This is a genomic window from Mycobacterium sp. VKM Ac-1816D (genome assembly GCF_000416385.1).
Lineage (GTDB): Bacteria > Actinomycetota > Actinomycetes > Mycobacteriales > Mycobacteriaceae > Mycobacterium > Mycobacterium neoaurum_A.
Genome location: NZ_AOHQ01000130.1, coordinates 68,537 through 94,770, shown reverse-complemented (window position 1 = coordinate 94,770; position 26,234 = coordinate 68,537). Strand labels below are relative to the sequence as shown.

Sequence of the window (26,234 nt, the reverse complement as noted above, 5' to 3'; positions counted from 1 at the left end):
CAGTGCCCACCGAGCCCGACGACGCGACCACCGCCAGGGTCCGCCGTGAGCTCGCCGACCTCGCCGAGGCACCGGCACCCGCTCCGCCCCCGGAGGTGACCGCCGCCGTCGTCGCGGCACTGCGCGGGAATCACCGGGTGGTACCCGGTGGTGGGGCCCCGCTGCGGCACGCCGACCGTCCGTCGGTCCACCGGCGCACCTGGCAGTTCGGCGGTCTGCTCGCGGTCGGCGTTTCGATCGTGCTGGGCAGCCTGGCGCTCATCGACACCGAGACCCGCCCGGCCACCGGAACGCGGGCGGATTACACGACGGCCAGACACGTCACCGAACAGTCCATACCGCCGGGACTGCCGTTGCCAGCCGAAGCCATCGAGGCCCTGCTCATTCGTCCCCCGGTGCTGGGACCGCTGACGGACCCTCCGGCCTGCCTGACCGGGATCGGCCGCCCGGCCGACACGCCCATCCTCGGCGCCCAACCGGTGCCCGATGGCGTGCTGCTGGTGCTGCCCGGATCCACGCCGGATGAGATGGTCGCGGTCGTGGTGGCGGCTGGCTGCCCCGCCACAAACCCGAGGTTGCTGACCAGTTCGGTGTTGCCGCGCCCCTCACATGCCGCTCGGGAACACCGCGGCCTACGCTGATGTTTGAACTCACGCCGCTTATGCGGCAGAAAGGCTGGGATATCCACGATGTCCACCACTTCTGAGGACACGTCCCCCATCCACGACGTGATCATCATCGGATCCGGCCCGGCCGGGTACACCGCGGCGGTGTACACCGCCCGCGCGCAACTGAAGCCGTTGGTGTTCGAGGGCATTTCCTTCGGCGGTGCGCTGATGACGACCACCGAGGTCGAGAACTACCCCGGCTTCCGGGAAGGCATCACCGGACCGAATCTGATGGAGGAGATGCGCGAGCAGGCGCTGCGTTTCGATGCCGACCTGCGCATGGAAGACGTCGATTCGGTGGACCTGAGCGGTCCGGTCAAGACGGTGACCGTCGGTGACGAGACCTTCCGCGCGAAGTCCGTGATCTTGGCCATGGGCGCCGCCGCCCGCCAGCTCGGGATCCCCGGCGAGCAGGAGCGCATCGGTCTGGGTGTCAGCACGTGCGCCACCTGTGACGGGTTCTTCTTCCGCGAGCAGGACATCGCCGTGATCGGCGGCGGCGACTCGGCGATGGAAGAGGCGATCTTCTTGACCAAGTTCGCCCGCAGCGTCACGCTGATCCACCGCCGTGACGAGTTCCGGGCGTCCAAGATCATGCTCGAGCGCGCGCAGGCCAACGAGAAGATCACCATCCTGACCAACACCGCTGTAGACGAGATCGAGGGTGACCCGAAGGTCACCGGAATTCGGTTGCGCAACACGGTAACCGGTGAAGAGTCCAAGCTCGCCGTGTCCGGTGTGTTCGTCGCGATCGGGCACATCCCGCGCTCGGATCTGGTCAAGGGCCAGGTCGACCTCGATGACGACGGTTACGTCAAGGTGATCGGGCGCAGCACCGCGACGTCGGTCGAAGGCGTGTTCGCTGCAGGCGATCTGGTGGACCACACCTACCGCCAGGCCATCACCGCCGCCGGCTCCGGCTGTTCGGCAGCCCTCGACACCGAGCGCTGGCTCACCGAATTCCCGGCTCCCACCGAAGATTAGGAGATATTCATGGCTGAGAACTCTGCGACCGTCACGGTCACCGACGATTCGTTCAAGCAGGATGTGCTGTCCAGTTCAACCCCGGTGCTGGTCGACTTCTGGGCAACCTGGTGCGGCCCGTGCAAGATGGTCGCCCCCGTGCTCGAGGAGATCGCCGCGGAGAAGTCCGGTGAGCTCACCGTGGCCAAGCTCGACGTCGACGCGAACCCCGAGACCGCGCGTGACTTCCAGGTTGTCTCGATCCCGACGATGATCTTGTTCAAGGACGGTCAGCCGGTCAAGCGGATCGTCGGCGCGAAGGGCAAGGCGGCGCTGCTGCGCGAGATCGCCGACGATCTCGCCTGAGGACGGTTCGGCGCATCACACGCCGAGGTTTTCCGGATTTTAAGCGGTATCTGAGACAATACTGTCTGTCCGGAGTGCCATTGCCGTCGGTTCGGGGGGGTGCTCAATGTCGGAAAGGCCAAGAATGTCGATACTGCGTCGCGGCGACCGCGGAAGTGCGGTCGTCGAGATCAGAGCGGCACTGGCCGGCTTGGGCATGCTCGAGCACCCGGACGCCGAACCGACCACCGGCAAGCACATCGTCGCCGATCTGTTCGATGCCGAACTCGACCATGCCGTGCGTGCGTTCCAGCAGCACCGAGGCCTGCTCGTCGACGGCCTGGTCGGTGAGGCCACCGCCCGCGCCTTGCGCGAAGCCTCCTATCAACTGGGTGCGCGCACGTTGTCGCACCAGTTCGGCGCACCGATGTACGGCGACGATGTGGCCACCCTGCAGGCCAGACTGCAGGATCTCGGGTTCTACACCGGCCTGGTCGACGGGCATTTCGGGCTGCAGACGCACAACGCACTGATGTTCTTCCAGCGCGAGTACGGCCTGTTCCCGGACGGTATCTGTGGCCCGGAAACACTGCGGTCGCTCTACTTTCTGGGCTCCCGGGTCACCGGCGGCTCACCCCACGCCATCCGCGAGGAGGAGTTGGTGCGCCGCTCGGGGCCGCGGCTGTCCGGTAAGCGGGTCATCATCGATCCGGGCCGTGGCGGCAGCGATCTGGGGGCGATCATCCAGGGTCCCGAGGGCCCGATCAGCGAGGCCGACATCCTGTGGGATCTGGCGAGCCGACTCGAAGGCAGGATGACTGCCATCGGCATGGACACCTTCCTGTCCCGCTCGGCCGCCAGCAGCCCCTCGGATGCCGAACGGGCCGCCACCGCCAACACGGTGGGCGCCGATCTGATGATCAGCCTGCGCTGCACCACGCACAGCAGTGCCACCGCCAGCGGCGTCGCCTCGTTCCACTTCGGCAATTCGCACGGCTCGGTGTCCACCATCGGCCGCAATCTTGCCGATTTCATTCAACGAGAACTCGTGGCGCGCACCGGATCCCGTGATTGTCGCGTGCATGGCCGGACCTGGGACCTGCTGCGGCTGACCCGGATGCCCACGGTGCAGGTCGATCTCGGCTATGTGACCAATACACATGATCGAACGCTGTTGGCGTCAGCTGCATCTCGCGATGCCATCGCAGAGGGGATGCTGGCCGCGGTGAAGCGACTGTACCTGCTCGGCAAGGACGATCGCCCGACAGGTACGTTCACCTTCGCCGAACTACTGGCCCACGAGCTGTCTGTCGAAGCCGGCCGCGTCGCCCCCAGCTGACCTCTCCGGTTTCAACCCCCCTCGAGCGGCGCCGCTCAACTGACTGCGGCTGCGGCACCGACGGGTACCTGCAGGCGGGCACTTTCCAACAGCCGTTCCAGGGCAGCCTCGACATCGGCCTTCCAGCCCAGTCCCTGCTCGAGCTCCAGTCGCAGCCGGGGGAAGTACGGATGGGGCGCGACAACCTCGAATCCTGCCGCGCTGAGGAACTCCGCCGATACGATGCACTGCCCGGCCGAACAGTCGCCGAGCGCCTCGATCACGGATGCCAGCTCCGCAGTCGCACCGTCCGCGCACAGATCGTCGGCCAAAGCCGTCCGCCCGAATGCCTCGAGGGCGCGCACCCCGCGCCGAATAAGATCGGCGGCGACGGCCGCTACCAATGCCCGGGACAGATCGTCCCCGTCTTCAGCCGAGTCGACACCCAGCGAGGTCAGCAAGACCGCGTCGGCACTCACCGGTCCGGTCGGGAAGCGGGAGGCGCGCGGCACCGCACCGGGCGGTGCGTAGAAGGCGTATCCCGAGCACGGGGCATCGATGGTCAGCTCAGAGAAGTCTTGCTCGCCGGGAGCATCCGGTCCCACCAGTGCCACCTGCGCGCACGAGCCCCATTCCAACATGACCATCGACAGCCATGCTTCCTTCTCGAACTCCGGGTCGGCCAGGTGATCCTCACCCTGCACCGTCGAGGGGTCCACTTCCCAGAACACACAGCGTCGCGCGTGCTTGGGCAACTGATCGAACGCCTCGAGCCGAAGCGAGCTGATTCGCGCTGACACTTCGAGTCCTCACCCTTCGATTCTGGAGAGCGCACGGACCTCCAGGATAGGAGAAATGCGGCCGATTCGATGCTCTGGACCAAATACGTTGTCACACATGTGATCTCCGTGATGGGGTCGTCGCGCGTCGAGTTCGGGAGCGGCCAGTGTCACAGTGACGTAATTCGCCCTTGTCCCCGGTCGTGGAAAAACAGCGCGAAAACAGCCCCCTCATTACTTGGCGGAGTTCATCAGTTCGACGATGCGTTGCAGATCATCGACGGAGCCGAACTCGACCACGATCTTGCCCTTACGCTTACCCAGACTCACGGTGACCCGCGTATCGAACGCCGTCGACAGCTGTTCGGCGACATCCTGCAGACCGGGCATCTGGATCGGCTTGCGTCGCGGTGCCGGGGGGTCCGCCGGACCGTTCCGGTTCGCCAGCGTGACGGCCTCTTCGGTCGCCCGTACCGACAGACCCTCGGCCACGATCCGCGCCGCGAGTTCTTCCTGGCGCTCGGGACCGCCCTCCAGGGCCAGCAGCGCCCTGGCATGTCCGGCGGAAAGCACACCTGCCGCGACCCGTCGCTGAACGGCGATGGGCAGGCGCAGAAGTCGGATCATGTTCGAGATCAGCGGACGCGATCGACCGATCCGGGACGCCAACTCGTCGTGGGTTACCCCGAATTCTTCGAGAAGCTGTTGGTAGGCCGCGGCCTCTTCCAACGGATTCAGCTGAGCGCGGTGGATGTTCTCCAGCAGGGCGTCGCGCAGCATGCTGTCGTCCGCGGTCTCTCGGACGATGGCCGGGATGGCAGTCAGTCCGGCTTCCTGCGATGCCCGCCAGCGCCGCTCCCCCATCACCAGCTGATAGCGCGTAGCGCCGTCGACGGCCGGCATCGCCCGCACCACGATCGGCTGCATGACGCCGAACTCCTTGATGGAGTGGATCAACTCGGAGAGCGCCTCTTCATCGAAAACCTGCCGGGGCTGGCGCGGGTTCGGATCGATGAGCGTCGGATCGATCTCGCGGTACACCGCGCCGAACTCCGCGACGGCCGCTTCCTCGGCAGCCGTCGGTGCCGGTGCGGCGGGCTTCGGCGCGCCCCCCATCAAGACATCGGCAGCACTGTCGCCGATCCGCGGAGCGCCCAGCGCCTCCCCCTCACCCGGGCCGGTCGGGATCAACGACGCCAGTCCGCGTCCCAATCCGCTGCGCTTCTTCGCCTGGTTCATCGACCTCTCCTGCTGATCTTCTGCTCGGGAACTACCTGGATCACTTGACCGATCGCCCGCGCTCGGCAATCTCGCGGCTGGCGTCGAGATAGCTCATCGCTCCTCGTGAGCCCGGGTCATAATCGAGGATCGTCATCCCATACCCGGGCGCTTCCGACACCTTCACGCTGCGCGGGATGACCGTTCGCAGCACCTTGTCGCCAAAGTGTGCACGCACATCTTCGGCCACCTGGTCGGCCAACCGGGTACGGCCGTCGTACATGGTCAGGACCACCGTCGTGACGTTCAGTTCGGGATTGAGGTGTGACTTGACCATCTCGATATTGCGGAGCAGCTGCCCCACACCTTCCAGTGCGTAGTACTCGCACTGAATCGGGATCAGCACCTCGGGCGCGGCGACGAGGGCATTGATGGTCAGCAGACCCAGCGACGGCGGGCAGTCGATGAAGACGTAGTCGAAGCTGTGATCACGCAAGGCGCCCAGCGCCGAGCGCAGCCGGCCTTCCCGCGCAACCATGCTGACCAACTCGATCTCGGCACCAGCCAGATCGATGGTGGCCGGCACGCAGTACAGCTTGTCGTTGTGGGGACTGCGCTGGAGTGCGTCGGCAAGTGGTATCTCACCGATCAGCACCTCATAGGACGACGGCGTGCCCTGGCGGTGCTCGATGCCCAGAGCCGTGCTGGCATTGCCCTGCGGATCGAGATCGATGACCAACACCTGCAACCCCTGGCGTGCGAGTGCCGCGGCCACATTCACCGCAGTCGTCGTCTTGCCGACACCGCCCTTCTGGTTGGCGATGGTGAAGATGCGCTGACGGGCGGGACGCGGCAGACCTCGCTCGCGATTGTGCAGCAGTCGGCTGGCTCGCTCGGCCTCGGCCGCTATGGGAGTGTCGATGGTCGGCCACGCCTCGGGTTCAGCCGTCCATGTTTCACGTGAAACATCACGCTGGCCCGTCATCGTTTCCTCCTGCCGGGTCGCCCCGTCCGACTGTCCACCGCTCCGCGTCGTGCTTCGACCACGGTGGCGGGTGGATTCAAAAAGTCCACGCCACATCTCACCACCCTTACCTCCGAAGCACCAAGCGAACTCAACGTCCGCCGGTGCTGCTCCACCTCGTCGACGGCCCGCTCCCCCTTCAATGCCAGCATCCGGCCGCCGACTCGCAGCAGCGGGATGCTCCACCGGGACAGCTTGTCCAACGGAGCCACCGCTCGGGACACGACCGCGTCCATCTCTCCTGCCTCCGCACGAATCGCCTTGTCTTCAGCCCGACCCCGAACGACCTCGACGTCGAGCCTCAACTCGTCGATCGCCTCCCGCAGAAATTCACTGCGACGCAGCAGCGGCTCGACCAACGTCACGCGAAGATCGGGCCGGGCGATCGCGAGTGGGATGCCGGGCAGTCCCGCCCCGCTTCCGATATCGGCCACCCGCTCCCCCTCATCGAGAAGCTCGGCCATGGCGGCACTGTTGAGGATGTGCCGCTCCCACAGACGGTCGACCTCGGCCGGACCGATGAGTCCTCGCTCGATCCCGGCGCCGGCCAGGATCCGACCGTAATGTTCGGCGACACCGACCCGGTCGCCAAAGCAAAGAGCCGCCGCCTGGGGCGCCGGACTCAATTCACCATGTTTCACGTGAAACATCCTCCGGTAGTGCCCCAGGCCGACGGCCCTGAACTTCTCGTTAGAACTACATCCGTGTAACTCGGCCTAGGCCGGGAGCACGACCACGCGGCGCGACGGCTCGGCGCCCTCGCTCTCGCTGCGCACGCCCTCGACGGCCGCCACCGCGTCGTGAACGATCTTGCGCTCGAAGGGCGTCATCGGCGACAGCTCTTCGCGCTGACCCGACTCCACCACCCGACGGGCGATCTTGTCTCCCAGCGCGGCCAGCTCGTCACGACGACGACGACGCCACCGTGCGATGTCCAGCATCAACCGGCTTCGCTCACCGGTCTTCTGGTGCACGGCGAGCCGGGTCAGCTCCTGGAGGGCGTCGAGGACCTCTCCCTTACGTCCCACCAACTTGTTCAGATCACTGCCACCGTCGATGCTCACGACGGCACGGTCGCCCTCGACGTCCAGATCGATATCACCGTCGAAGTCCAACAGATCCAAGAGCTCTTCCAGATAATCGCCGGCAATCTCACCCTCGGCGACGAGCCGATCTTCCAGATCGTCCTCGGCGGGCGCGGGAGCGTTCTCGGTCACGGACTCGTCGGACACCTCGTCGGTGCGATCGGCCGTTTCTGCGTCAGTCATATCGGTTCTCCTTACTTCGCCGTGGCCGCCACCGGAGTCTGTTTCCGGGTTCATCGGCTCTCTCGGCTTGGCTTCTAGCGCTTGCGCTTATTCGGTCGGCTGCCCGGCCGCGGGGTGTTCCCCGCCGCCCGGGGCGCGGGATTCTTCGCAACGTTCTGATTCTTGGCGTTCTTGGGGCTCTTGGAGTCGGCAGCACCGGAACCGGTCTCGTTGTCGGCGTCCGCGTCGCCCGGCGCCTTGGCCGCCGCGGAGTCCTCGCCGCCGGCGGCGTCTTTCGGTTGCTTACGACCCTTACTCGGCTTCGCGCCGGGTGCGGGGGCGTTGGCAGCTCGGCGTTCGAGCTCGAGGGCCTTCTTGGCTTCCTCTTCCTTCTCGATCTTGCCGAACACGACATGCTGCTGACCGAAGGTCCAGATGTTGTTGGCGAACCAGTACAGGATCACCGCCAGGGGCAGGAATGGACCGCCGACGACGACGCCAAGTGGGAACACATACAGCGCCAGCTTGTTCATCAGCGCGGTCTGCGGATTGGCTGCCGCCTCCGGGCTCTGTCGTGCAATGGATGCGCGGCTGTTGAAGTAGGTGGCGATACCGGCGAGGATCATGATGGGCACACCCACACCGATGACAGCCACCCGGCTGAATTCGGTGAACGCGTCCAGACCGGTCTTCTGGATCATGGTCGCGCCCAGCGGAGCGCCGAACAGATTGGCATCGAGGAAGTGCGCTACGTCGGTCGGGCTGAACACATAGTTGCCGGTCGCCCGGTTCTGCTCCACCGACAGCTGGATCTGACCGAAGCCACCCTGGGTCCGGTTGAACGAACGAAGCACGTGGAACAGTCCGATGAACACCGGAACCTGAGCCAGCATGGGCAGACAGCCCAGGATCGGATTGAATCCGTGTTCCTTCTGTAGCTTCTGCATCTCCAGCGCCATGCGCTGCCGATCCTTGCCGTACTTCTTCTGCAGAGCCTTGATCTGGGGCTGCAATTCCTGCATCTGCCGCGTGGTGCGGATCTGCTTGACGAACGGCTTGTACAAGATCGCTCGCAAGGTGAAGACCAGGAACATCACCGACAGCGCCCATGCGAAGAAGTTCGACGGCCCCAGCAGGAAAGCGAATGCTTTGTACCAGACCCACATGATCGCCGACACCGGGTAATAGATGATGTCGAGGCTGAACCAGTTAAACAACAGAATCGCTCCTGACGACTTCTCCCGAAGTCTTATCGCCGGCCTTCTCGCCGCGCTCGGGTATCGGGTCCCATCCTCCGCGATGCCATGGACCACACTTTGCAAGCCGGACAAGAGCAAGCCAGCTTCCGCGGATCAGACCCCACTCGGTCAAGGCATCCACCGCGTACTCGCTACAGGTGGGAGTGAACCGGCACGATGGCAGCCGCAGCGGCGAAATCATCGTTCGGTACAGCTGAATCACGAAAATTACGCACCTGGCCGGCAGTCCCGTCACGATCGGGCCTGCTGCAACATATGGGTGCGTGTCAACGCCGAGCGCAGCTCGGTCTCGAGTCGCGCCGAAAGCGCGTCGCGGCTACCCGGTAGCGCCCGGATGACCACGCGGTCGGCAGCGTCGAGGGCGGACTGACCGTCGCAGAGAATGCGATAGGCGGCGTGCCGCAATCGGCGCGCGACACGGTGCCGTTGCACCGCTGTCCCCACCGATTTGGACACGACCAGACCTATCTTCGGGCCGACGACATTCTCGTCGCCGACCGCGTCGCGCCAGGCGTGCACAACCAGATCAGGCTGCGCCGCCCGGACACCTTGCCGCACCGTGACACTGAAATCCGTGGACCGTGTCATTCGGTACTGGGCCGGAAGCACCGCCGCAGACCCTGCGTCGAATCACGCAGTGAGAGAGCGACGACCCTTGCCGCGGCGTGCCGAGACGATCGCGCGACCCGCGCGCGTCCGCATCCGCAACCGGAATCCGTGCACACGGGCCCGGCGGCGGTTGTTCGGCTGAAAAGTCCGCTTGCCCTTGGCCACGGCTGTCTCTCCTCGTTCGGTCTGGTGCCGACACCCTCGACCACCATGCATGTCATGACAGCCGAAGATGCGAGCACCGTTGGTAAGCTCATCGATCTTGCGTACTTAGCCAAGGCACTGCCCCGAATTGCTTCGAGGGCATGAGCCCGGCCGTATCGCCACGTGTGGGCGACTGTTCGAGGGTACTGACGAGAATTGTCTGGGTCAAACCTGGTCGGACCCACCACCACCGCCCCCGAACTGCGCATCATCGAACCCAGAAGTCACATCTGCCCCTGACGATCCAGGGCCGCAACAGATCACGCCGGCAATGTTGCCGAACGGTTGGCACTCCGAGAGAAAACTGTTAGCTTCTGCCAAGGCCGTTTCGTACCTGAGGCGGCGCCGGACATAGAGCGGGGACGACCACCGGCCGCGAGCCCACAGACCGATCGAACGGGATGTGCCGAGCTCCGACACCAGGCATCCGCGCCGCAACTTAATGCGACAGCAGCTCATGCGCGCTTTCCACAGGCTGTGGATAACTATGTGGATGGTTTGTTACTGTCGCCCCCGGGAAGTCCCGAGGAAGCCGAAAAAAGGGGGTAGGCGTCGTTGACCGCGGACCCAGACTCCTCCTTTGTCACGGTGTGGAACAACGTCGTCGCCGAGCTCAACGGCGAGACCCCCTTCGGTGAGACCGTCAACGGCGGGCCCCGCGAATCCACCCTCACCGCCCAGCAACGTGCCTGGCTGAAGCTGGTCCGACCGCTGGTCATCACCGAGGGTTTCGCGCTGCTCTCGGTGCCGACGGCGTTCGTGCAGAACGAGATCGAACGCGGACTTCGCGAGCCGATCATCGAGGCGCTCAGTCGGCAGCTCGGACAGCGAGTCGAACTCGGTGTCCGCATCGCCACTCCCCCGCCCGATGACGACACCGACACCGAGCCTCCGCAGGATTCCGCGGACACCGAAGAGGTCGACGACGATCTGGCCGCCATCGAAAGCGCCGAGGCCAGCTGGCCGACGTTCTTCAACCGATCGCAGACTCCGGCGCCGGAGGCCGCGAACTCTGTCACGCTGAATCGCCGCTACACCTTCGAGACGTTCGTGATCGGCTCGTCCAACCGGTTCGCCCACGCTGCGACGCTCGCCATTTCCGAAGCACCGGCACGTGCCTACAACCCGCTGTTCATCTGGGGTGAATCCGGGTTGGGCAAGACACATCTGCTGCACGCCGCGGGCAACTATGCCCAACGTCTCTTCCCCGGCATGCGGGTGAAGTACGTCTCCACCGAGGAATTCACCAACGACTTCATCAACTCGCTGCGCGACGACCGCAAGGCATCGTTCAAGCGCAGCTATCGCGATGTCGACATCCTGCTGGTCGACGACATCCAGTTCATCGAGGGTAAAGACGGCATCCAGGAAGAGTTCTTCCATACCTTCAACACGCTGCACAACGCGAACAAGCAGATCGTGATCTCCTCGGATCGATCGCCCAAGCAGCTCGCGACGCTCGAGGACCGCCTCCGAACACGTTTCGAATGGGGTTTGATCACCGACGTCCAGCCCCCCGAGCTGGAGACCCGGATCGCGATCCTGCGCAAGAAGGCGCAAATGGACCGCCTCGATGTCCCCGATGACGTCCTGGAGCTCATCGCCAGCCGCATCGAGCGCAATATCCGCGAGCTCGAGGGCGCCCTGATCCGGGTGACGGCATTCGCCTCGCTGAGCAAGACCACGATCGATAAATCGCTGGCCGAGATCGTCCTGCGTGATCTGATCGCCGATGCCGGCACCATGCAGATCAGCACCGCGACGATCATGGCGGCCACGGCCGAGTACTTCGAGACATCGGTCGAGGAGCTGCGCGGGCCGGGTAAGACCCGTGCCTTGGCACAGGCCCGCCAGATCGCCATGTATCTGTGCCGTGAACTCACCGACCTCTCCCTGCCGCGCATCGGCGAAGCATTCGGTCGTGACCACACCACTGTGATGTATGCCGAGCGCAAGATTCGTGACGGCATGGCCGAACGACGCGAAATCTTCGATCACGTCAAGGAACTCACCACCCGGATCCGGCAGCGCTCCAAGCGCTGATTCCGCCCTTGCACACCCTTTGCCGGGTCACCGGCGATCTTTGTCGTACCCCGACACGCGCACGAAACGCCGTAATGGGTCGCCGAGATCTGAAAAACTTTTGTCACATCTGCCCGCCGAATCACAACCGAGCGATGTGTACGCAGCTGTGGACAACTTGGGAGAAACCTCGTGGCAACCCGCCGTCCACTACACACCCGAGATGTTCTCCACATTCGTCCACTGCCGACCCGCCCGGTGCTCCACAATCTGCCCACATGCCCTCGAGGCCGGTGACCAGCGACTGTCAGGGTTCATCCACAGAATGCACAGCCCCTAATACTGTTGCTTTTATCTCTAGAGATTCATCTTCTGAAAACAGGCCGGTGGGGACAGAGCATCAACACCCACCTCCGTGCGGTTCGGCACCGTCGCGTCGGGGCCGAGCGAATCGCTTTCAAGTTCGCCGCCGACGCTCTACGGTGGTGATTCGATACGCCCTCCTGCGGTCGCGGGTCAGATCGCGACTACGCTCGGTGGGTACACGGGGAATCCGCTGGTTGATGCTCGTTTGACGCGGTAGATCGAAGGGACGTTATGGACGTGGTGACGACGAATGTTGGTCTCACCGATTTGAAGTTCCGTCTGGTACGCGAGGATTTCGCCGACGCCGTGGCATGGGTTGCCCGCAGTCTGCCCAGCCGGCCGACCGTGCCGGTACTGGCCGGAGTCCTGCTGACCGGCTCCGATGACGGCCTGACCATCTCCGGTTATGACTACGAGACCTCCGCAGAGGTGCGCGTCGCCGCCGAAATCGCTTCTCCGGGAAGCGTTTTGGTTTCCGGACGGCTGCTTTCCGACATCACCCGGTCATTGCCGGCCAAACCCGTCGACGTCACCGTCGAGGGCACTCGAGTCGCGCTGACCTGCGGGAGCGCGCGGTTCTCGCTGCCCACCATGGCCGTCGAGGACTACCCGTCGCTGCCCGCGCTGCCCGACGAGACCGGTGTGGTCTCGGCCGACCTGTTCGGCCAGGCGATCAGCCAGGTCGCGGTCGCCGCCGGCCGTGACGACACGCTGCCGATGCTGACCGGTATCCGCGTCGAGATTTCCGGCGACAAGGTCGTTTTGGCGGCCACCGACCGGTTCCGGCTGGCCGTCCGCGAGCTGACCTGGTCGACGGATTCGGCCGGGGTCGAAGCTGCGGTGCTGGTGCCGGCGAAGACGCTGTCCGAAGCCGCCAAGACCGGCACCGACGGCACCGAGGTGCATCTTGCGCTGGGTGCCGGCGCGGCGGTCGGTAAGGAGGGGCTGCTCGGTATCCGCAGCAACGGTAAGCGCACCACGACGCGACTCCTGGACGCCGAGTTCCCGAAGTTCCGTCAGCTGCTGCCCTCCGAGCACACCGCCATCGCGACCGTCGGGGTGGCCGAACTGACCGAAGCGATCAAGCGTGTGGCCCTGGTCGCCGACCGCGGTGCCCAGGTCCGGATGGAATTCAGCGTCGATGGGTTGCGACTGTCCGCCGGTGCCGACGATGTCGGCCGTGCCGAAGAAGATCTGCAGGTCGAGTTCGCCGGTGAGCCGCTGACCATCGCTTTCAACCCGACTTACCTGACCGATGGTCTGGGATCGTTGCATTCGGAGCGGGTGACGTTCGGCTTCACGACACCGAGCCGTCCCGCGGTTTTGCGTCCGGCGGGGGACACTGGAAACGATGTCGACGCCACCGGGCCGTTCCCGGCGGCACAGACCGACTACGTCTATTTGTTGATGCCGGTGCGGCTCCCTGGCTGACCGGCCCAAGGAGGTACGTGCGATGCAGCTGGGCTTGATCGGTCTTGGCAAGATGGGTTTCAACATGCGGGAGCGCCTGCGTGCCGGAGGCCACGAGGTCATCGGGTTCGATCCGCGCCCCGAGGTCACCGATGTCCCGACATTGGCCGCATTGGCCGAGTCGTTGGCTGCGCCGCGCACCGTGTGGGTGATGGTCCCCTCCGGTGAGGTTACCCGGCAGACGATCGCCGAGCTCGCCGATGTGCTCTCCCCCGGTGACCTGGTGATCGACGGCGGAAACTCCCGGTACACCGAGGATCGACCGCACGCAGACCTGTTGGGCCAGAAGGGAATTTCCTTCATCGATGCGGGTGTCTCGGGTGGCATCTGGGGCTTGACCGAAGGCTACGGGTTGATGGTCGGTGGCAGTGACGAGGACATCGCGCGGGCCATGCCGATCTTCGACACCCTGCGCCCGGCCGGCGATATCGCCGACGGATTCGTCCATGCCGGCCCCGTCGGAGCAGGCCATTTCACCAAGATGGTGCACAACGGCGTCGAGTACGCGTTGATGACGGCCTACGCCGAGGGTTACGAAATGCTGGCCGCCGAGGGTTTGGTGCGTGATCCCCAAGCGGTGTACCAGGCCTGGACCAACGGCACCGTCGTCCGGTCATGGCTGCAGCAACTTCTGGCCAAGGCGCTCAAGGAAGATCCCGAGCTGGCCAATATCAGCGGCTACACCGATGACTCGGGTGAGGGACGCTGGACGGTGGAAGAGGCGATTCGTCTCCGGGTGCCGGTACCCAGTATCGCCGCGTCGCTGTTCGCTCGGTTCCTGTCCCGCCAGGACGACTCCCCCACCATGAAAGCGGTTGCCGCACTGCGCAACCAGTTCGGTGGACATGCGGTCAAGCGCATCTCGGAATCCGGATAGCTTTGTACGTACGTCATCTGGGATTGACGGACTTCAGGTCGTGGCCACGGGCCGAGATCGACCTGCAGCCCGGCCACACGGTGTTCGTCGCACCCAACGGCTTCGGTAAGACCAATCTCCTTGAAGCCCTGTGGTATTCGGCGACCCTGGGCTCACATCGCGTATCGACCGATGCGCCGCTGATTCGTGCGGGCGCCGATCGTGCTGTGGTGTCGACGGTCGTGGTCAATGATGGTCGCGAGCTGGCTGTCGATCTTGAGGTGACCACCGGCCGTGCCAACAAGGCTCGGCTGAACAGATCGCCGGTGCGCAGCCCCAGGGAGATCCTCGGGGTGTTGCGCGCGGTGTTGTTCGCACCGGAAGATCTGGCATTGGTCCGGGGAGACCCATCGGAGCGGCGTCGCTTTCTCGACGAGGTGGCGACGTCGCTGCGGCCGCGGATCGCGGGGGTGCGTGCCGATTACGACAAGGTGTTGCGTCAACGCACCGCCCTGCTCAAAACCGCAGGCCCTGCTCGCCACCGCGGCGACACCGGCGTCCTGGACACCCTCGAGATCTGGGATGGTCACCTGGCTTCGCATGGCGCGCAGCTGATCTCGGCTCGCGTCGATCTGGTCAACAAGCTCGGACCCGAAGTGGAGAAGGCCTATCAGTTGCTGGCACCCGCCTCGCGACCGGCGGCAATCGGCTACCGCAGTAGCGTGCAGGTCGTGGAGACCGAGGCGGGAAACGGCACGGTCGACCCGATGGTCTACGAGGCCGCGCTGCTCGAGGAATGCGGGCGTAAGCGCAGCGCGGAACTTGAACGTGGTGTCTGCCTGGTAGGACCGCACCGCGACGACCTCGAGCTGCGACTCGGAGATCAGCCGGCCAAGGGATTTGCCAGCCACGGTGAATCCTGGTCCATGGCATTGGGTTTGCGGCTGGCGTCATACGAGTTGTTGCGATCCGAGGGCACCGACCCGGTGCTGTTGCTCGACGACGTCTTCGCCGAACTGGACAGTGCGCGCAGGCAGGCCCTGGCCAAGGTGGCCGGCTCGGCCGAGCAGGTGTTGGTCACCGCTGCAGTTCCGGAGGATCTACCGGCAGATTGGGATGTCCGCCGGGTTGAAGTGACGATGCGAGATGCCGACGGAGGCAGGGTGTCGGAGGTGATCACGTGAACGACCAAGACGATCGGTCGGACGGACCGCAGGAGCACCTCGAGGGCCTGCCAGGCATGGATATGGTGCGCCGGGCGCTCGAGGAGGCCCGCGGCGCCGCACGCAGTCAGGGCAAGGATGTCGGCCGCGGGCGTACCGCGCCGGCCGCCCGAAAACCCGCCGGGACGGGCCGGCGCCGCTGGTCGGGACCGGGCCCCGATGCCCGCGACCCCCAGACCTTCAGTGCTGCCACTCGTGATCTGGCCCGCTCGAGGGGCTGGACCAGGCAGGTCGCCGAGGGCGCGGTGCTCGGCCAGTGGACGACGGTGGTCGGCGATCAGATCGCCGACCACGCGATCCCGACCGGTCTACGCGACGGTGTGCTGACGGTGTCTGCCGAGTCGACGGCCTGGGCGACGCAGCTGCGCATGGTGCAGGCGCAGTTGTTGGCCAAGATCGCCGCGGCGGTCGGCGACGGGATCGTGACATCGCTGAAGATCCAGGGCCCGACGGCGCCGTCCTGGCGAAAAGGCAAGCTCAACGTGCCCGGCCGCGGCCCCCGCGACACCTACGGCTAGTTCCCTACCCGGCGAGCGTGCGTGTCTGCGGCGCGGCGCGCGGGCTTCCCGCCGAGTTCACGCACGCTCGACACCGTCGACTGAGAACGTCGAGACGCCAGAAATCAAGGGTCTGGAGCGTCCTGACTTTCCGATGGGCCGGAAATTCCGCGCACGGCGCAGATAGCTGGCTGGAAACACCGCCGCAGAGTCAGTCCTGACGTTACGTCGCGGTAGACTGTGGGGAGCTTTTGCAGGCGGTGACAGAACCACCTGCGCGCAACCCCAAGGAGACGCGTCCAACGTGGCTGCCCAAGACAAGAATGCCCCGGCCGAATACGGCGCCGACTCGATCAAGGTACTCGAAGGCCTGGAAGCAGTCCGCAAGCGGCCGGGTATGTATATCGGCTCCACCGGCGAGCGCGGTCTGCACCACTTGATCTGGGAGGTCGTCGACAACGCCGTCGATGAGGCGATGGCGGGATTCGCGACCAAGGTCGACGTCCGCATCCTCGAGGACGGCGGCGTTCAGGTCACCGATGACGGTCGCGGTATCCCCGTCGCGATGCACTCCACGGGCATCCCCACCGTCGACGTCGTGATGACCGTGCTGCACGCCGGCGGCAAGTTCGAAGAAGGCGCATACCAGGTATCCGGCGGTCTGCACGGCGTCGGCGTGTCCGTGGTGAACGCGCTGTCGACCAGGCTCGAGGCCGATATCCACAAGGATGGCTTCGAATGGCACCAGACCTATGACCGCTCGGTGCCGGGCACTCTGCGCCAGGGCGGGCCCTCCAAGAAGACCGGTACGACGATCCGATTCTGGGCCGACCCGGACATCTTCGAGACCACCACCTATGACTTCGAGACCATCGCGCGGCGGCTCCAGGAAATGGCCTTCCTCAACAAGGGCCTGACCATCGAACTCACCGACGAGCGCGTCGCCCCCGAAGAGGTCGTCGACGAGGTGGTCAGCGACCACGCCGAAGCGCCGAAATCCGCCGAAGAGAAGGCCGCGGAGCACTCCGCACCGCAGAAGGTTAAGCACCGGGTGTTCCACTACCCCGGCGGCCTGGTCGATTTCGTCAAGCACATCAACCGCACCAAGACCGCGATCCAACCCAGCGTCATCGACTTCGAGGGCAAGGGCCCCGGGCACGAGGTCGAGATCGCGATGCAGTGGAACGCCGGTTACTCCGAATCGGTGCACACCTTCGCCAACACCATCAACACCCACGAAGGCGGCACCCACGAAGAGGGTTTCCGGGCGGCGCTGACCACGGTGGTCAACAAGTACGCCAAGGACAAGAAGCTGCTCAAGGAGAAGGACCCGAACCTCACCGGCGACGATATCCGTGAGGGTCTGGCCGCGGTCATCTCGGTGAAGGTCTCCCAGCCGCAGTTCGAAGGTCAGACCAAGACCAAGCTCGGCAACACCGAGGTGAAATCCTTCGTCCAGAAGATCTGCAACGAAGAGCTGCAGCACTGGTTCGACGCCAACCCGGCCGAGGCCAAAACCGTTGTGAACAAGGCGGTCTCGTCGGCACAGGCGCGTATCGCCGCCCGCAAGGCGCGTGAACTGGTCCGGCGCAAGAGCGCGACCGATATCGGCGGACTGCCCGGCAAGCTCGCCGACTGCCGCTCCACCGATCCCAGCAAGTCCGAACTGTATGTGGTGGAGGGTGACTCGGCCGGTGGCTCGGCCAAGAGCGGTCGCGATTCGATGTTCCAGGCGATCCTGCCGCTGCGCGGCAAGATCATCAACGTCGAGAAGGCGCGCATCGACCGGGTGTTGAAGAACACCGAAGTCCAGGCCATCATCACCGCGCTGGGCACCGGCATCCACGACGAGTTCGACCTGGCCAAGCTGCGCTATCACAAGATCGTGCTGATGGCCGACGCCGATGTCGACGGCCAGCACATCTCGACGCTGCTGCTGACCCTGTTGTTCCGATTCATGAAACCGCTTGTCGAGAATGGTCATATCTTCCTGGCGCAGCCGCCGCTGTACAAGCTGAAGTGGCAGCGCAGCGAGCCGGAGTTCGCCTACTCCGATCGTGAGCGCGATGGTCTGCTCGAGGCCGGTCGCGCGGCCGGTAAGCGCATCAACCCCGAAGACGGCATCCAGCGGTACAAGGGTCTGGGTGAGATGGACGCCAAGGAACTGTGGGAGACCACCATGGATCCCAGCGTGCGGGTGTTGCGGCAGGTGACCCTCGATGACGCCGCCGCTGCCGATGAGCTGTTCTCCATTCTGATGGGTGAGGACGTGGAGGCACGCCGCAGCTTCATCACCCGTAATGCCAAAGACGTTCGCTTCCTTGACGTTTAACCAGGAATACCAGGTTTAGGACTCCTAGATGACTGACACCACCCTGCCGCCTGGCGACGACGGCGCAACCACCGACCGCATCGAACCTGTCGATATCCAGCAGGAGATGCAGCGCAGCTATATCGACTATGCGATGAGCGTCATCGTGGGCCGCGCGCTGCCCGAGGTCCGTGACGGCCTCAAGCCCGTGCACCGCCGCGTGCTCTACGCCATGTTCGACTCTGGCTTCCGGCCCGACCGCGGGCACGCGAAGTCGGCGCGTTCGGTGGCCGAGACGATGGGTAACTATCACCCGCACGGTGACTCGTCGATCTACGACACCCTGGTCCGGATGGCCCAGCCGTGGTCGCTGCGTTACCCACTGGTCGATGGCCAGGGCAACTTCGGCTCGCCCGGTAACGATCCGCCGGCCGCCATGCGTTACACCGAGGCGCGGCTGACCCCGCTGGCCATGGAGATGCTGCGTGAAATCGACGAGGAGACAGTCGATTTCATCCCGAACTACGACGGTCGCGTGCAAGAGCCGACCGTGTTGCCAAGCCGGTTCCCCAACCTGCTGGCCAACGGTTCGGGCGGTATCGCCGTCGGTATGGCCACCAACATCCCGCCGCACAACCTGCGCGAGCTCGCCGAGGCCGTCTACTGGTGCCTGGAGAATCACGAGGCCGACGAAGAGGCGACGCTGGCCGCGTGCTGTGAACGGGTCAAGGGTCCGGACTTCCCGACCTCCGGCCTGATCGTCGGGTCCCAAGGGATCAACGACACCTACACCACCGGCCGCGGATCGATCCGGATGCGCGGTGTCGTTGAGATCGAAGAGGATTCGCGCGGGCGCACCTCGATCGTCATCACCGAGTTGCCGTATCAGGTCAACCACGACAACTTCATCACCTCGATCGCCGAGCAGGTGCGTGACGCCAAGCTGACCGGTATCTCCAATATCGAGGACCAGTCCAGCGATCGCGTCGGCCTGCGAATCGTGGTGGAGCTCAAGCGCGATGCCGTCGCCAAGGTCGTGCTGAACAACCTCTACAAGCACACCCAGCTGCAGACCAGCTTCGGTGCGAACATGCTGTCCATCGTCGACGGGGTGCCGCGCACCCTGCGCCTGGACCAGATGATCCGCTACTACGTCGAACACCAACTCGACGTCATCAACCGGCGCACCCGCTACCGGTTGCGCAAGGCCAACGAGCGGGCCCACATCCTGCGCGGTCTGGTCAAGGCCCTCGATGCCCTCGACGAGGTCATCGCGTTGATCCGGGCCTCGGCCAACGCCGATATCGCCCGCCAGGGCCTCATCGAGCTGCTCGATGTCGACGAGATCCAGGCCCAGGCCATCCTCGACATGCAGCTGCGCCGCCTGGCCGCGCTCGAGCGGCAACGCATCGTCGACGATCTGGCCAAGATCGAGGCCGAGATCGCCGACCTCGAGGACATCCTGGCCAAGCCGGAACGGCAGCGGGCCATCGTCCGCGACGAGCTCAAGGAGATCGCCGACAAGTACGGCGACGACCGGCGCTCACGCATCGTGCCCGCCGACGGCGAGGTCAGCGACGAGGACCTGATCGCCCGCGAGGACGTGGTGGTCACCATCACCGAGACCGGCTACGCCAAGCGCACCAAGACCGATCTGTACCGCAGCCAGAAGCGCGGCGGTAAGGGTGTGCAGGGCGCCGGGCTCAAGCAGGACGACATCGTCAACCACTTCTTCGTCTGCTCGACCCACGACTGGATCCTGTTCTTCACCACCCAGGGTCGGGTCTACCGGGCCAAGGCCTACGAGCTGCCGGAGGCCTCGCGCACCGCACGCGGTCAGCATGTGGCCAACCTGCTGGCCTTCCAGCCCGAGGAGCGCATCGCCCAGGTCATCCAGCTGCAGACCTACGAGGACGCGCCGTACCTGGTGCTGGCCACCCGCAACGGGCTGGTCAAGAAGTCCAAGCTGAGCGACTTCGACTCCAACCGCTCCGGTGGCATCGTCGCGGTGAACCTGCGCGACGGTGACGAACTGGTCGGTGCCGTGCTCTGCTCGGCCGAGGACGACCTGCTGCTGGTCAGCGCGAAGGGCCAGTCCATCCGCTTCTCGGCGACCGACGAGGCGCTGCGACCCATGGGCCGGGCGACCTCGGGTGTGCAGGGCATGCGGTTCAAGGAGGACGACCGGCTGCTGTCGCTCAACGTGGTCGAGACCGACAAGTACCTGTTGGTGGCCACCGCGGGCGGATATGCCAAGCGCACGGCGATCGACGAATACACCGCGCAGGGCCGCGGCGGCAAGGGCATCCTCACGATCCAGTACGACCCCAAGCGTGGCAGTCTGGTGGGAGCGCTGATCGTCGACGACGAGACAGAGCTGTACGCCATCACCTCGGGCGGAGGTGTCATCCGGACGGCCGCACAACAGGTGCGCAAGGCGGGCCGGCAGACCAAGGGGGTCCGCTTGATGAACCTCGGTGAGGGCGACACACTGATTGCGATTGCGCGGAACGCCGAAGCGGGCGAGGAGTCGGAGTCCGAAGTGGACGCCGATGAGACGGTCGAGTCGGCCTCCGACGGTGACCAGACCGACGCAACGTGACGCCGCCAGCCCGCCACGGGCGTGAGACAAGGAGCCACTAGGTGACCTCACCGAACGAGCCCGGACACCCGGCAGCGTCCGGGACCCCGGGTGCGTCACAACCCGAGGGCGCCACCGCTGCCCGACGGTCACAGGCCGCCGACTCCAACGAGGTCCCGCCGTGGCAGCGCGGTCCGGCAGCCCGGGCCGCCAACCCGCAGCGACCCGGCGAGCCCGCTCGCCCCACCGAACCGGTACGGCCCGCGGAGCAGGCCCGGCCCGCCGAGTCCAACCGCACCGGTGAGCCGCAGCGACCGCCGACACGCCCCCCCGGTACGGACGCCCGGGTCGGACAGTTCCTGTCCGGCACCGCGGTGAACCCACCCCGGGAGAACCGCGACACACGGGACACCGAGGTCGTGGCGACCAGGGCACCGGAACGTCCGGAAAGCCGTCCGGAGGGCCAGCGCACCGAGGCACAGCGTCCCGAGAAGTACGCCAGCGAATTGCCCGATCTGTCCGGGCAACCGGCCCGTCAGGGTCGCCCGCCGGCGCCGGCCTCCGGTGACCCCCGTCCGGCCGCCCCGGCGGGCCGAGTTCAGGTCGGCGCGCGCAAGCATCAGGGTCCGGTGCGCGCGAGCATGCAGATTCGCCGTATCGACCCGTGGAGCACGCTGAAGGTCTCGCTGGTGCTCTCCGGTGTGATGTTCTTCGTCTGGATGATCGCCGTGGCGTTCCTGTACCTGGTGCTCGGCGGGATGGGCGTCTGGACCAAGCTGAACAGCAATGTCGGCGACCTGCTCACCAGCGACAGCGGTGGCGGCGGTGAACTGATCTCCAGCGGAACGATTTTCGGCGGTGCGACGCTGATCGGTCTGGTCAACATCGTGCTGCTGACGGCCATGGCGACCGCCGGTGCATTCATCTACAACCTGATCACCGATCTGGTCGGCGGCGTCGAGGTCACCCTGGCCGACAGGGACTGATTGCACGCCCGCGGGGGCATCAGATCCTCGCGGTTTGGGCGATGGGCAGTGCTTACGGTAATCTCGTCGCTCGGCCAGCCAGTGCGTTTCGGGTGGTTGTACGGGCCTATAGCTCAGGCGGTTAGAGCGCTTCGCTGATAACGAAGAGGTCGGAGGTTCGAGTCCTCCTAGGCCCACGGAAGGGTATGCACCATGAAGTTGGTGTTGGTGGCAGTTGTCACAGCCGTCGCGGTGATCGTCTACCGGTCCCGCCACGGTGTCGAGGTCTGGCACACCATCGAGGATCGGCCCGCATAACCCCGTAAGGGGCCTTAGCTCAGTTGGTAGAGCGCTGCCTTTGCAAGGCAGATGTCAGGAGTTCGAATCTCCTAGGCTCCACAATTCACTTGCTCCGAGCGTTCTGGCTCCGCTTTTGGTGAGTCGTCCACCCATCCCGCGGCCTTAGGCTCATCTCATGAGACTCACCGGCGTGGTTGGGGCATTGCTCGTCGCGGCCGCCGTGGTGGGCTGTGGTTCCACCGAGGGCCGCCCCACGGCAGCCTCGGCTCCCGAGTCGAGCACGTCCGCGCAGCCGACCTCCACCGTCGAGACGATGACGACCCGCCCCTCCCCCACGCCCGAGGGCGCGCCCATCGGCACCGCGACCATGCAGGTGCGCGGCGGCACGGCCCCGGTGACGATCACCTATCAGATCAACGGCGAGCCCGAGCAGACCGAGACGAATGTGACCCTGCCGTGGGAAAAGCAGTACCCGGTCTATGACAAGGTGCAGTCCTCGGTGCGCGCCGACGGCGGTGACACCGAACTCATCTGCGCCATCATCATGGATGGCAACCTGGTCTCGTTCGTCACCGAACCGCGGCCGACATGCACCTTCGCCTACTACTAGGTCGAGTAGGCCACGTGTACCTGGCTGATGTGCCCCTCGAACGGGAACGGGGCACGCTCACGGTAATCCAGCGATACCGGTGAACCCAGGCAGGTCCCGATGTCGAGGCAGTCGTTGGCGGTGAACAGCAGCGGCGCAGACACCGGAACCCGGCCCGAGGCCACCACGTCACCGTCGGCCGACAACGTGACGTCCAGTGGGCCGCCAGGACGCTCCTCGGCGTAGCTCGTCGTGACGACGATGGTGTGCCTGCCGGCTGAGATCGGCTGCGCCGAGCGCACCTTGGTCCGCATCAGGATGAACAGGTTGTACTCGTAGCAGAGATGGCCGGCGTCCAGATAGCAGGTCAACCCGCCCGCCGCGGCACCCAGCGCGTACAGCACTCCGTTACCGCCGGCCGGCACCTCGACATCAATGGTCACGACGTTGTTCTTGTTGCCCAGCGCGGGGGCACAGAACTCGGGCATCCGGACCATGTCCCCGGCAAACGTCCACTCCCGATACGGCGGGGTGATCCGCAGCTCCGGGTGGTACACCGGAACCCACAACCCGCCGCCGATCGGCAGCACCGCGTTGCGTGCGGCCTCGATGGCGAACAGTTCGCGTAGCTGAGCCAGCTTCTGCGGCTCGGCGTCGGCCAGATCGTGGGCTTGGGACCAGTCGTCATCGAGGTTGTAGAGCTCCCAGCGGTCCTGGTCGGGGGTCCAGGTCGCGATCCCGGGCGGCGTGCCGGGCACCCACGGCAGCCGCGGACCCCTGGCACACGCCAACCAGCCGTCGTCGTAGATCGCGCGGCTGCCCATGATCTCGAAGTACTGGGTTCGCTTCCCGCCCTCGGCACTGCGGTCGACCAGCGTCCGGGCGAAACTCGCTCCGGCCAGCGGCATCTGGGGCTCCCCGGCGACGGTGCGTGGCGGCTCGATACCCACCAGCTCGTAGATCGTGGGAACGATGTCATTGCAGTGCAGGAACACATCGCGCGGCGTGGGATCGGCCGCGACGCGCGCGGGCCACCGCGCGACCAGCGGATTGCGCGTGCCCCCGAGGTGGGAGGCCAACAACTTCATCCCCTTGTACGGTGTGCTGCCCGCCCACGCCCACCCGGCGTGATACTGGTTGTCCACCAACGGTGATCCCAGCACATCGAGGCCACCGAGGGTGTCCAGAGCGTCGATATGTTGACGCACCGTCGTCGGAATGCCGTTCTGGGCAAGGAGTTCGGCGATGGTCCCGTTCTGGCCCTCCCCCGATGACCCGTTATCGCCCCAGATGTAGAGAAACAGCGTGTTCTCGCCGTAGCCGAGGGCGTCCAGCTCATCGCTGATCCGGCCGACCTGGACATCGACATGCTCGGCGTATCCCGCCGCGACCTCCATCAGGCGGCGCTGGAAGGGCTTCTCGTCCTCGGGAATGTCATCCCACGCCGACAGTGTCTCGTCGCGCTCGGTGAGCGTGCAGTCCTGCGGGATCCAGCCCTTGGCCTTGGCGCGCTCGAACACCCGCTCGCGGTAGTCATCCCACCCATCGTCGAACTTGCCCGCATACTTGTCGGCCCACTCCTTCATGATGTGGTGCGGACCGTGCAGGCACCCGCTGGCCCAATACATGAAGAACGGCTTGTCGGCATTGAAGGCCCTGTGCCGCCGTAGCCAGCCGATGGCGTCATCGGCCAGATCCTCGGACAGGTGGTAGCCCTCTTCGGCGGTCTTGGTCGGTGCGACGACGGTGGTGTTGCGCACCAGGTGCGGTTCATACTGGGAGGCCTCACCGGCCAGGAAGCCATAGAAGTATTCGAAACCCAAACCGGTGGGCCAATTTTCGAATGGCCCGACGGCGGTGGTCTCCTCGGCCGGAGTGTTGTGCCACTTGCCGAACGCGGAGGTGGCATACCCGTACTGCTTGAGTACCTCGGCCACCGTCGCCGCCGAGCGAGGGATCTTGCCCGAGTAGCCGTCCCAGTCGTTGGCCAGCTCGGCGATCTGGCCGTTGCCGATCTCGTGGTGGTTGCGCCCGGTCAGCAGTGAGGCGCGCGTCGGCGAACACATCGCGGTGGTGTGAAACCGGTTGTAGGACACACCTTCTGCGCACATCCGGTCGAGCGTTGCGGTGTTCACCTCTCCACCGAAGGCGGTGGGCAATCCTGGTCCGGCGTCGTCGATCAGCACGATGACGATGTTCGGGGTGTCGGCAGGCAGTCGGCGCGCCACCGGGCGAGCCGCGTAGCTGGATTCGCCGAGCGTGCGGCCGGCCACGCTGGCCGACGGCACCGGGGAGAACGGCAGAGACCCGCCATCGGGGATCTTCGGGGCCACGATGTCGGTGCTCATGCTGGTCCTCTCGGCGCACGGTGTATCCGATAAGTGATACACCGACTTTTCCGGAGCGGCTCAGGGTTTGGGGGTGATCTCCACGCTGGGCGGCAGCGTCGACGGTTCCGGACGCATCGACCGGCGCACGATCGAGAACGTCACCGCACCGACGGCGAGAACACCGGCGCCGATCACCACGTACAGCAGCGGCCGGCGTTTGGGCGGTGCGGGCTGTGCAGGACGAAGCCGGGCGTTGAGCCAGGAAACGCCGGAGGCGGCCGAGGACGCGCCGAGCCCGACCGTGCCGCGGGTGATGTCGACAGGACCCACCACGGTGTACCTCAAACCACGGCCGAGGCGTTGCGCCGGGGTCAACGGTGTGTCGGTGCTGGTGCTCATGGGCCACCTCTCTGGGCTGTCCGGAAGTCCCCCACAGCGTGCCACTAACTGCGGGGCCGTGGACAGCGGTACGGGACCGAGTGGCAGACTGAAATCCGTGACGAGCCCCATTCAGACAGCGACCGCGACGCTGCACACCAACCGTGGTGACATCAAGATCGCCCTGTTCGGCAACCACGCCCCCAAGACCGTCGCCAACTTCACCGGTCTGGCGCAGGGCACCAAGGACTACAGCACCGAGAACGCCACCGGCGGATCGTCGGGACCGTTCTACGACGGCGCGGTCTTCCATCGCGTCATCGACGGCTTCATGATCCAGGGCGGCGACCCGACCGGCACCGGTCGTGGCGGCCCCGGTTACCAGTTCGCCGACGAGTTCCACCCGGAACTGCAGTTCGACAAGCCCTACCTGCTGGCCATGGCCAACGCCGGACCGGGTACCAACGGCTCGCAGTTCTTCATCACCGTCGGCAAGACCCCGCACCTGAACCGCCGGCACACCATCTTCGGTGAGGTCGTCGATCCGGAGTCGCAGAAGGTCGTCGACGCGATCGCCACGACCGCGACCGATCGCAGTGACCGGCCCACCGAGCCCGTCGTGATCGAGAGCATCACCATTTCCTGACCCTGAGTTCCCGAAGCGCACGCTTACCGATGTCCGGTGAGCGTGCGTTTTGTTTGGGTGTGGACC

25 protein-coding genes and 2 tRNA genes are annotated in these 26,234 nt (G+C 65.4%); 16 read left to right on the top strand and 11 right to left on the bottom strand.

The annotated features are described in order from the left end of the window. Positions 1 to 2 precede the first annotated feature (2 nt). From G154_RS09265 to G154_RS09250, 4 genes are all read left to right on the top strand, one after another. Positions 3 to 641 (top strand): hypothetical protein, encoded by a 639-nt coding sequence (locus G154_RS09265; protein WP_019511967.1) that lies wholly within the window; start codon positions 3 to 5, stop codon positions 639 to 641. A 48-nt stretch (positions 642 to 689) separates the two neighbouring features. Continuing rightward, positions 690 to 1,652: a thioredoxin-disulfide reductase gene (gene trxB / locus G154_RS09260; RefSeq protein WP_031601253.1), complete on the top strand. Its 963-nt coding sequence runs from the start codon at positions 690 to 692 to the stop codon at positions 1,650 to 1,652. Positions 1,653 to 1,655: 3 nt separating this feature from the next. Continuing rightward, complete coding sequence (gene trxA, locus G154_RS09255; protein WP_192817331.1) at positions 1,656 to 1,997, top strand: thioredoxin; 342 nt, start codon at positions 1,656 to 1,658, stop codon at positions 1,995 to 1,997. Between the two features lie 124 nt (positions 1,998 to 2,121). Beyond that, positions 2,122 to 3,315 (top strand): N-acetylmuramoyl-L-alanine amidase, encoded by a 1,194-nt coding sequence (locus G154_RS09250; RefSeq protein ID WP_019511964.1) that lies wholly within the window; start codon positions 2,122 to 2,124, stop codon positions 3,313 to 3,315. Positions 3,316 to 3,350: 35 nt separating this feature from the next. On the opposite strand, the gene G154_RS09245 is transcribed toward G154_RS09250, so the two are convergent. From G154_RS09245 to rpmH, 9 genes are all read right to left on the bottom strand, one after another. Next, positions 3,351 to 4,094: a hypothetical protein gene (locus tag G154_RS09245; RefSeq protein WP_019511963.1), complete on the bottom strand. Its 744-nt coding sequence runs from the start codon at positions 4,092 to 4,094 to the stop codon at positions 3,351 to 3,353. A 213-nt stretch (positions 4,095 to 4,307) separates the two neighbouring features. After that, the gene (locus tag G154_RS09240) at positions 4,308 to 5,312 is read right to left on the bottom strand and encodes a ParB/RepB/Spo0J family partition protein (RefSeq protein ID WP_019511962.1); all 1,005 of its coding nucleotides are present in this window, start codon (positions 5,310 to 5,312) and stop codon (positions 4,308 to 4,310) included. Between the two features lie 40 nt (positions 5,313 to 5,352). Beyond that, positions 5,353 to 6,276, bottom strand: a complete 924-nt coding sequence (locus G154_RS09235) for a ParA family protein (RefSeq protein WP_019511961.1) — start codon at positions 6,274 to 6,276, stop codon at positions 5,353 to 5,355. Beyond that, the gene (rsmG, locus tag G154_RS09230; RefSeq protein ID WP_019511960.1) at positions 6,273 to 6,965 is read right to left on the bottom strand and encodes a 16S rRNA (guanine(527)-N(7))-methyltransferase RsmG; all 693 of its coding nucleotides are present in this window, start codon (positions 6,963 to 6,965) and stop codon (positions 6,273 to 6,275) included. Before rsmG ends, G154_RS09235 begins: the two co-directional genes overlap by 4 nt. Positions 6,966 to 7,031: 66 nt before the next feature. After that, complete coding sequence (locus tag G154_RS09225; RefSeq protein ID WP_019511959.1) at positions 7,032 to 7,583, bottom strand: R3H domain-containing nucleic acid-binding protein; 552 nt, start codon at positions 7,581 to 7,583, stop codon at positions 7,032 to 7,034. Between the two features lie 74 nt (positions 7,584 to 7,657). Then, a complete protein-coding gene (yidC, locus tag G154_RS09220) occupies positions 7,658 to 8,782 on the bottom strand; it encodes a membrane protein insertase YidC (RefSeq protein WP_023985098.1) in 1,125 nt (374 codons plus the stop codon). After that, positions 8,772 to 9,002, bottom strand: coding sequence for a membrane protein insertion efficiency factor YidD (gene yidD / locus G154_RS25920; protein WP_234713155.1), 231 nt, complete (start codon positions 9,000 to 9,002; stop codon positions 8,772 to 8,774). Before yidD ends, yidC begins: the two co-directional genes overlap by 11 nt. A gap of 50 nt (positions 9,003 to 9,052) precedes the next feature. Then, the gene (gene rnpA / locus G154_RS09215; RefSeq protein ID WP_019511957.1) at positions 9,053 to 9,430 is read right to left on the bottom strand and encodes a ribonuclease P protein component; all 378 of its coding nucleotides are present in this window, start codon (positions 9,428 to 9,430) and stop codon (positions 9,053 to 9,055) included. Positions 9,431 to 9,451: 21 nt separating this feature from the next. After that, the gene (rpmH, locus tag G154_RS25915; protein WP_073695092.1) at positions 9,452 to 9,595 is read right to left on the bottom strand and encodes a 50S ribosomal protein L34; all 144 of its coding nucleotides are present in this window, start codon (positions 9,593 to 9,595) and stop codon (positions 9,452 to 9,454) included. Between the two features lie 594 nt (positions 9,596 to 10,189). Here rpmH and dnaA point away from each other — a divergent pair. From dnaA to G154_RS26370, 11 genes are all read left to right on the top strand, one after another. Beyond that, positions 10,190 to 11,677 (top strand): chromosomal replication initiator protein DnaA, encoded by a 1,488-nt coding sequence (gene dnaA / locus G154_RS09210; protein WP_023985097.1) that lies wholly within the window; start codon positions 10,190 to 10,192, stop codon positions 11,675 to 11,677. Between the two features lie 576 nt (positions 11,678 to 12,253). Further along, positions 12,254 to 13,453, top strand: a complete 1,200-nt coding sequence (dnaN, locus tag G154_RS09205; RefSeq protein WP_019511955.1) for a DNA polymerase III subunit beta — start codon at positions 12,254 to 12,256, stop codon at positions 13,451 to 13,453. After that, on the top strand, positions 13,446 to 14,369 hold the full coding sequence (gene gnd / locus G154_RS09200; RefSeq protein ID WP_267885089.1) for a phosphogluconate dehydrogenase (NAD(+)-dependent, decarboxylating): 924 nt from the start codon (positions 13,446 to 13,448) through the stop codon (positions 14,367 to 14,369). The genes dnaN and gnd overlap by 8 nt, the downstream gene beginning before the upstream one ends. Before the next feature lie 2 nt (positions 14,370 to 14,371). After that, the gene (recF, locus tag G154_RS09195) at positions 14,372 to 15,532 is read left to right on the top strand and encodes a DNA replication/repair protein RecF (RefSeq protein WP_023985096.1); all 1,161 of its coding nucleotides are present in this window, start codon (positions 14,372 to 14,374) and stop codon (positions 15,530 to 15,532) included. Next, positions 15,529 to 16,089, top strand: coding sequence for a DUF721 family protein (locus G154_RS09190; RefSeq protein WP_019511952.1), 561 nt, complete (start codon positions 15,529 to 15,531; stop codon positions 16,087 to 16,089). The genes recF and G154_RS09190 overlap by 4 nt, the downstream gene beginning before the upstream one ends. Before the next feature lie 283 nt (positions 16,090 to 16,372). Further along, positions 16,373 to 18,400 (top strand): DNA topoisomerase (ATP-hydrolyzing) subunit B, encoded by a 2,028-nt coding sequence (gene gyrB, locus G154_RS09185; RefSeq protein WP_019511951.1) that lies wholly within the window; start codon positions 16,373 to 16,375, stop codon positions 18,398 to 18,400. Between the two features lie 28 nt (positions 18,401 to 18,428). Continuing rightward, a complete protein-coding gene (gene gyrA, locus G154_RS09180) occupies positions 18,429 to 20,981 on the top strand; it encodes a DNA gyrase subunit A (RefSeq protein WP_019511950.1) in 2,553 nt (850 codons plus the stop codon). 41 nt (positions 20,982 to 21,022) lie between these two features. Continuing rightward, positions 21,023 to 21,946, top strand: coding sequence for a DUF3566 domain-containing protein (locus tag G154_RS09175; protein WP_023985095.1), 924 nt, complete (start codon positions 21,023 to 21,025; stop codon positions 21,944 to 21,946). 102 nt (positions 21,947 to 22,048) lie between these two features. Next, positions 22,049 to 22,122 (top strand) — tRNA-Ile (locus tag G154_RS09170). 129 nt (positions 22,123 to 22,251) lie between these two features. Beyond that, positions 22,252 to 22,324 (top strand) — tRNA-Ala (locus G154_RS09165). 76 nt (positions 22,325 to 22,400) lie between these two features. Next, entirely contained in the window at positions 22,401 to 22,835 is a 435-nt protein-coding gene (locus G154_RS26370; RefSeq protein ID WP_019512801.1) for a hypothetical protein, read from the top strand. Here the strand turns inward: G154_RS26370 and G154_RS09155 are convergent. Both G154_RS09155 and cwsA read right to left on the bottom strand, forming a co-directional pair. Then, positions 22,832 to 25,162 carry an arylsulfatase gene (locus tag G154_RS09155; RefSeq protein ID WP_019512800.1) on the bottom strand — a complete coding sequence of 777 codons (2,331 nt, stop codon included), beginning with the start codon at positions 25,160 to 25,162 and terminating at the stop codon, positions 22,832 to 22,834. The genes G154_RS26370 and G154_RS09155 overlap by 4 nt on opposite strands. A 60-nt stretch (positions 25,163 to 25,222) precedes the next feature. Next, positions 25,223 to 25,543, bottom strand: a complete 321-nt coding sequence (gene cwsA, locus G154_RS09150) for a cell wall synthesis protein CwsA (RefSeq protein WP_019512799.1) — start codon at positions 25,541 to 25,543, stop codon at positions 25,223 to 25,225. An 88-nt stretch (positions 25,544 to 25,631) separates the two neighbouring features. Between cwsA and G154_RS09145 the strand changes: the two genes are divergently transcribed. Beyond that, a complete protein-coding gene (locus G154_RS09145) occupies positions 25,632 to 26,168 on the top strand; it encodes a peptidylprolyl isomerase (RefSeq protein WP_174241837.1) in 537 nt (178 codons plus the stop codon). Positions 26,169 to 26,234: the final 66 nt, after the last annotated feature.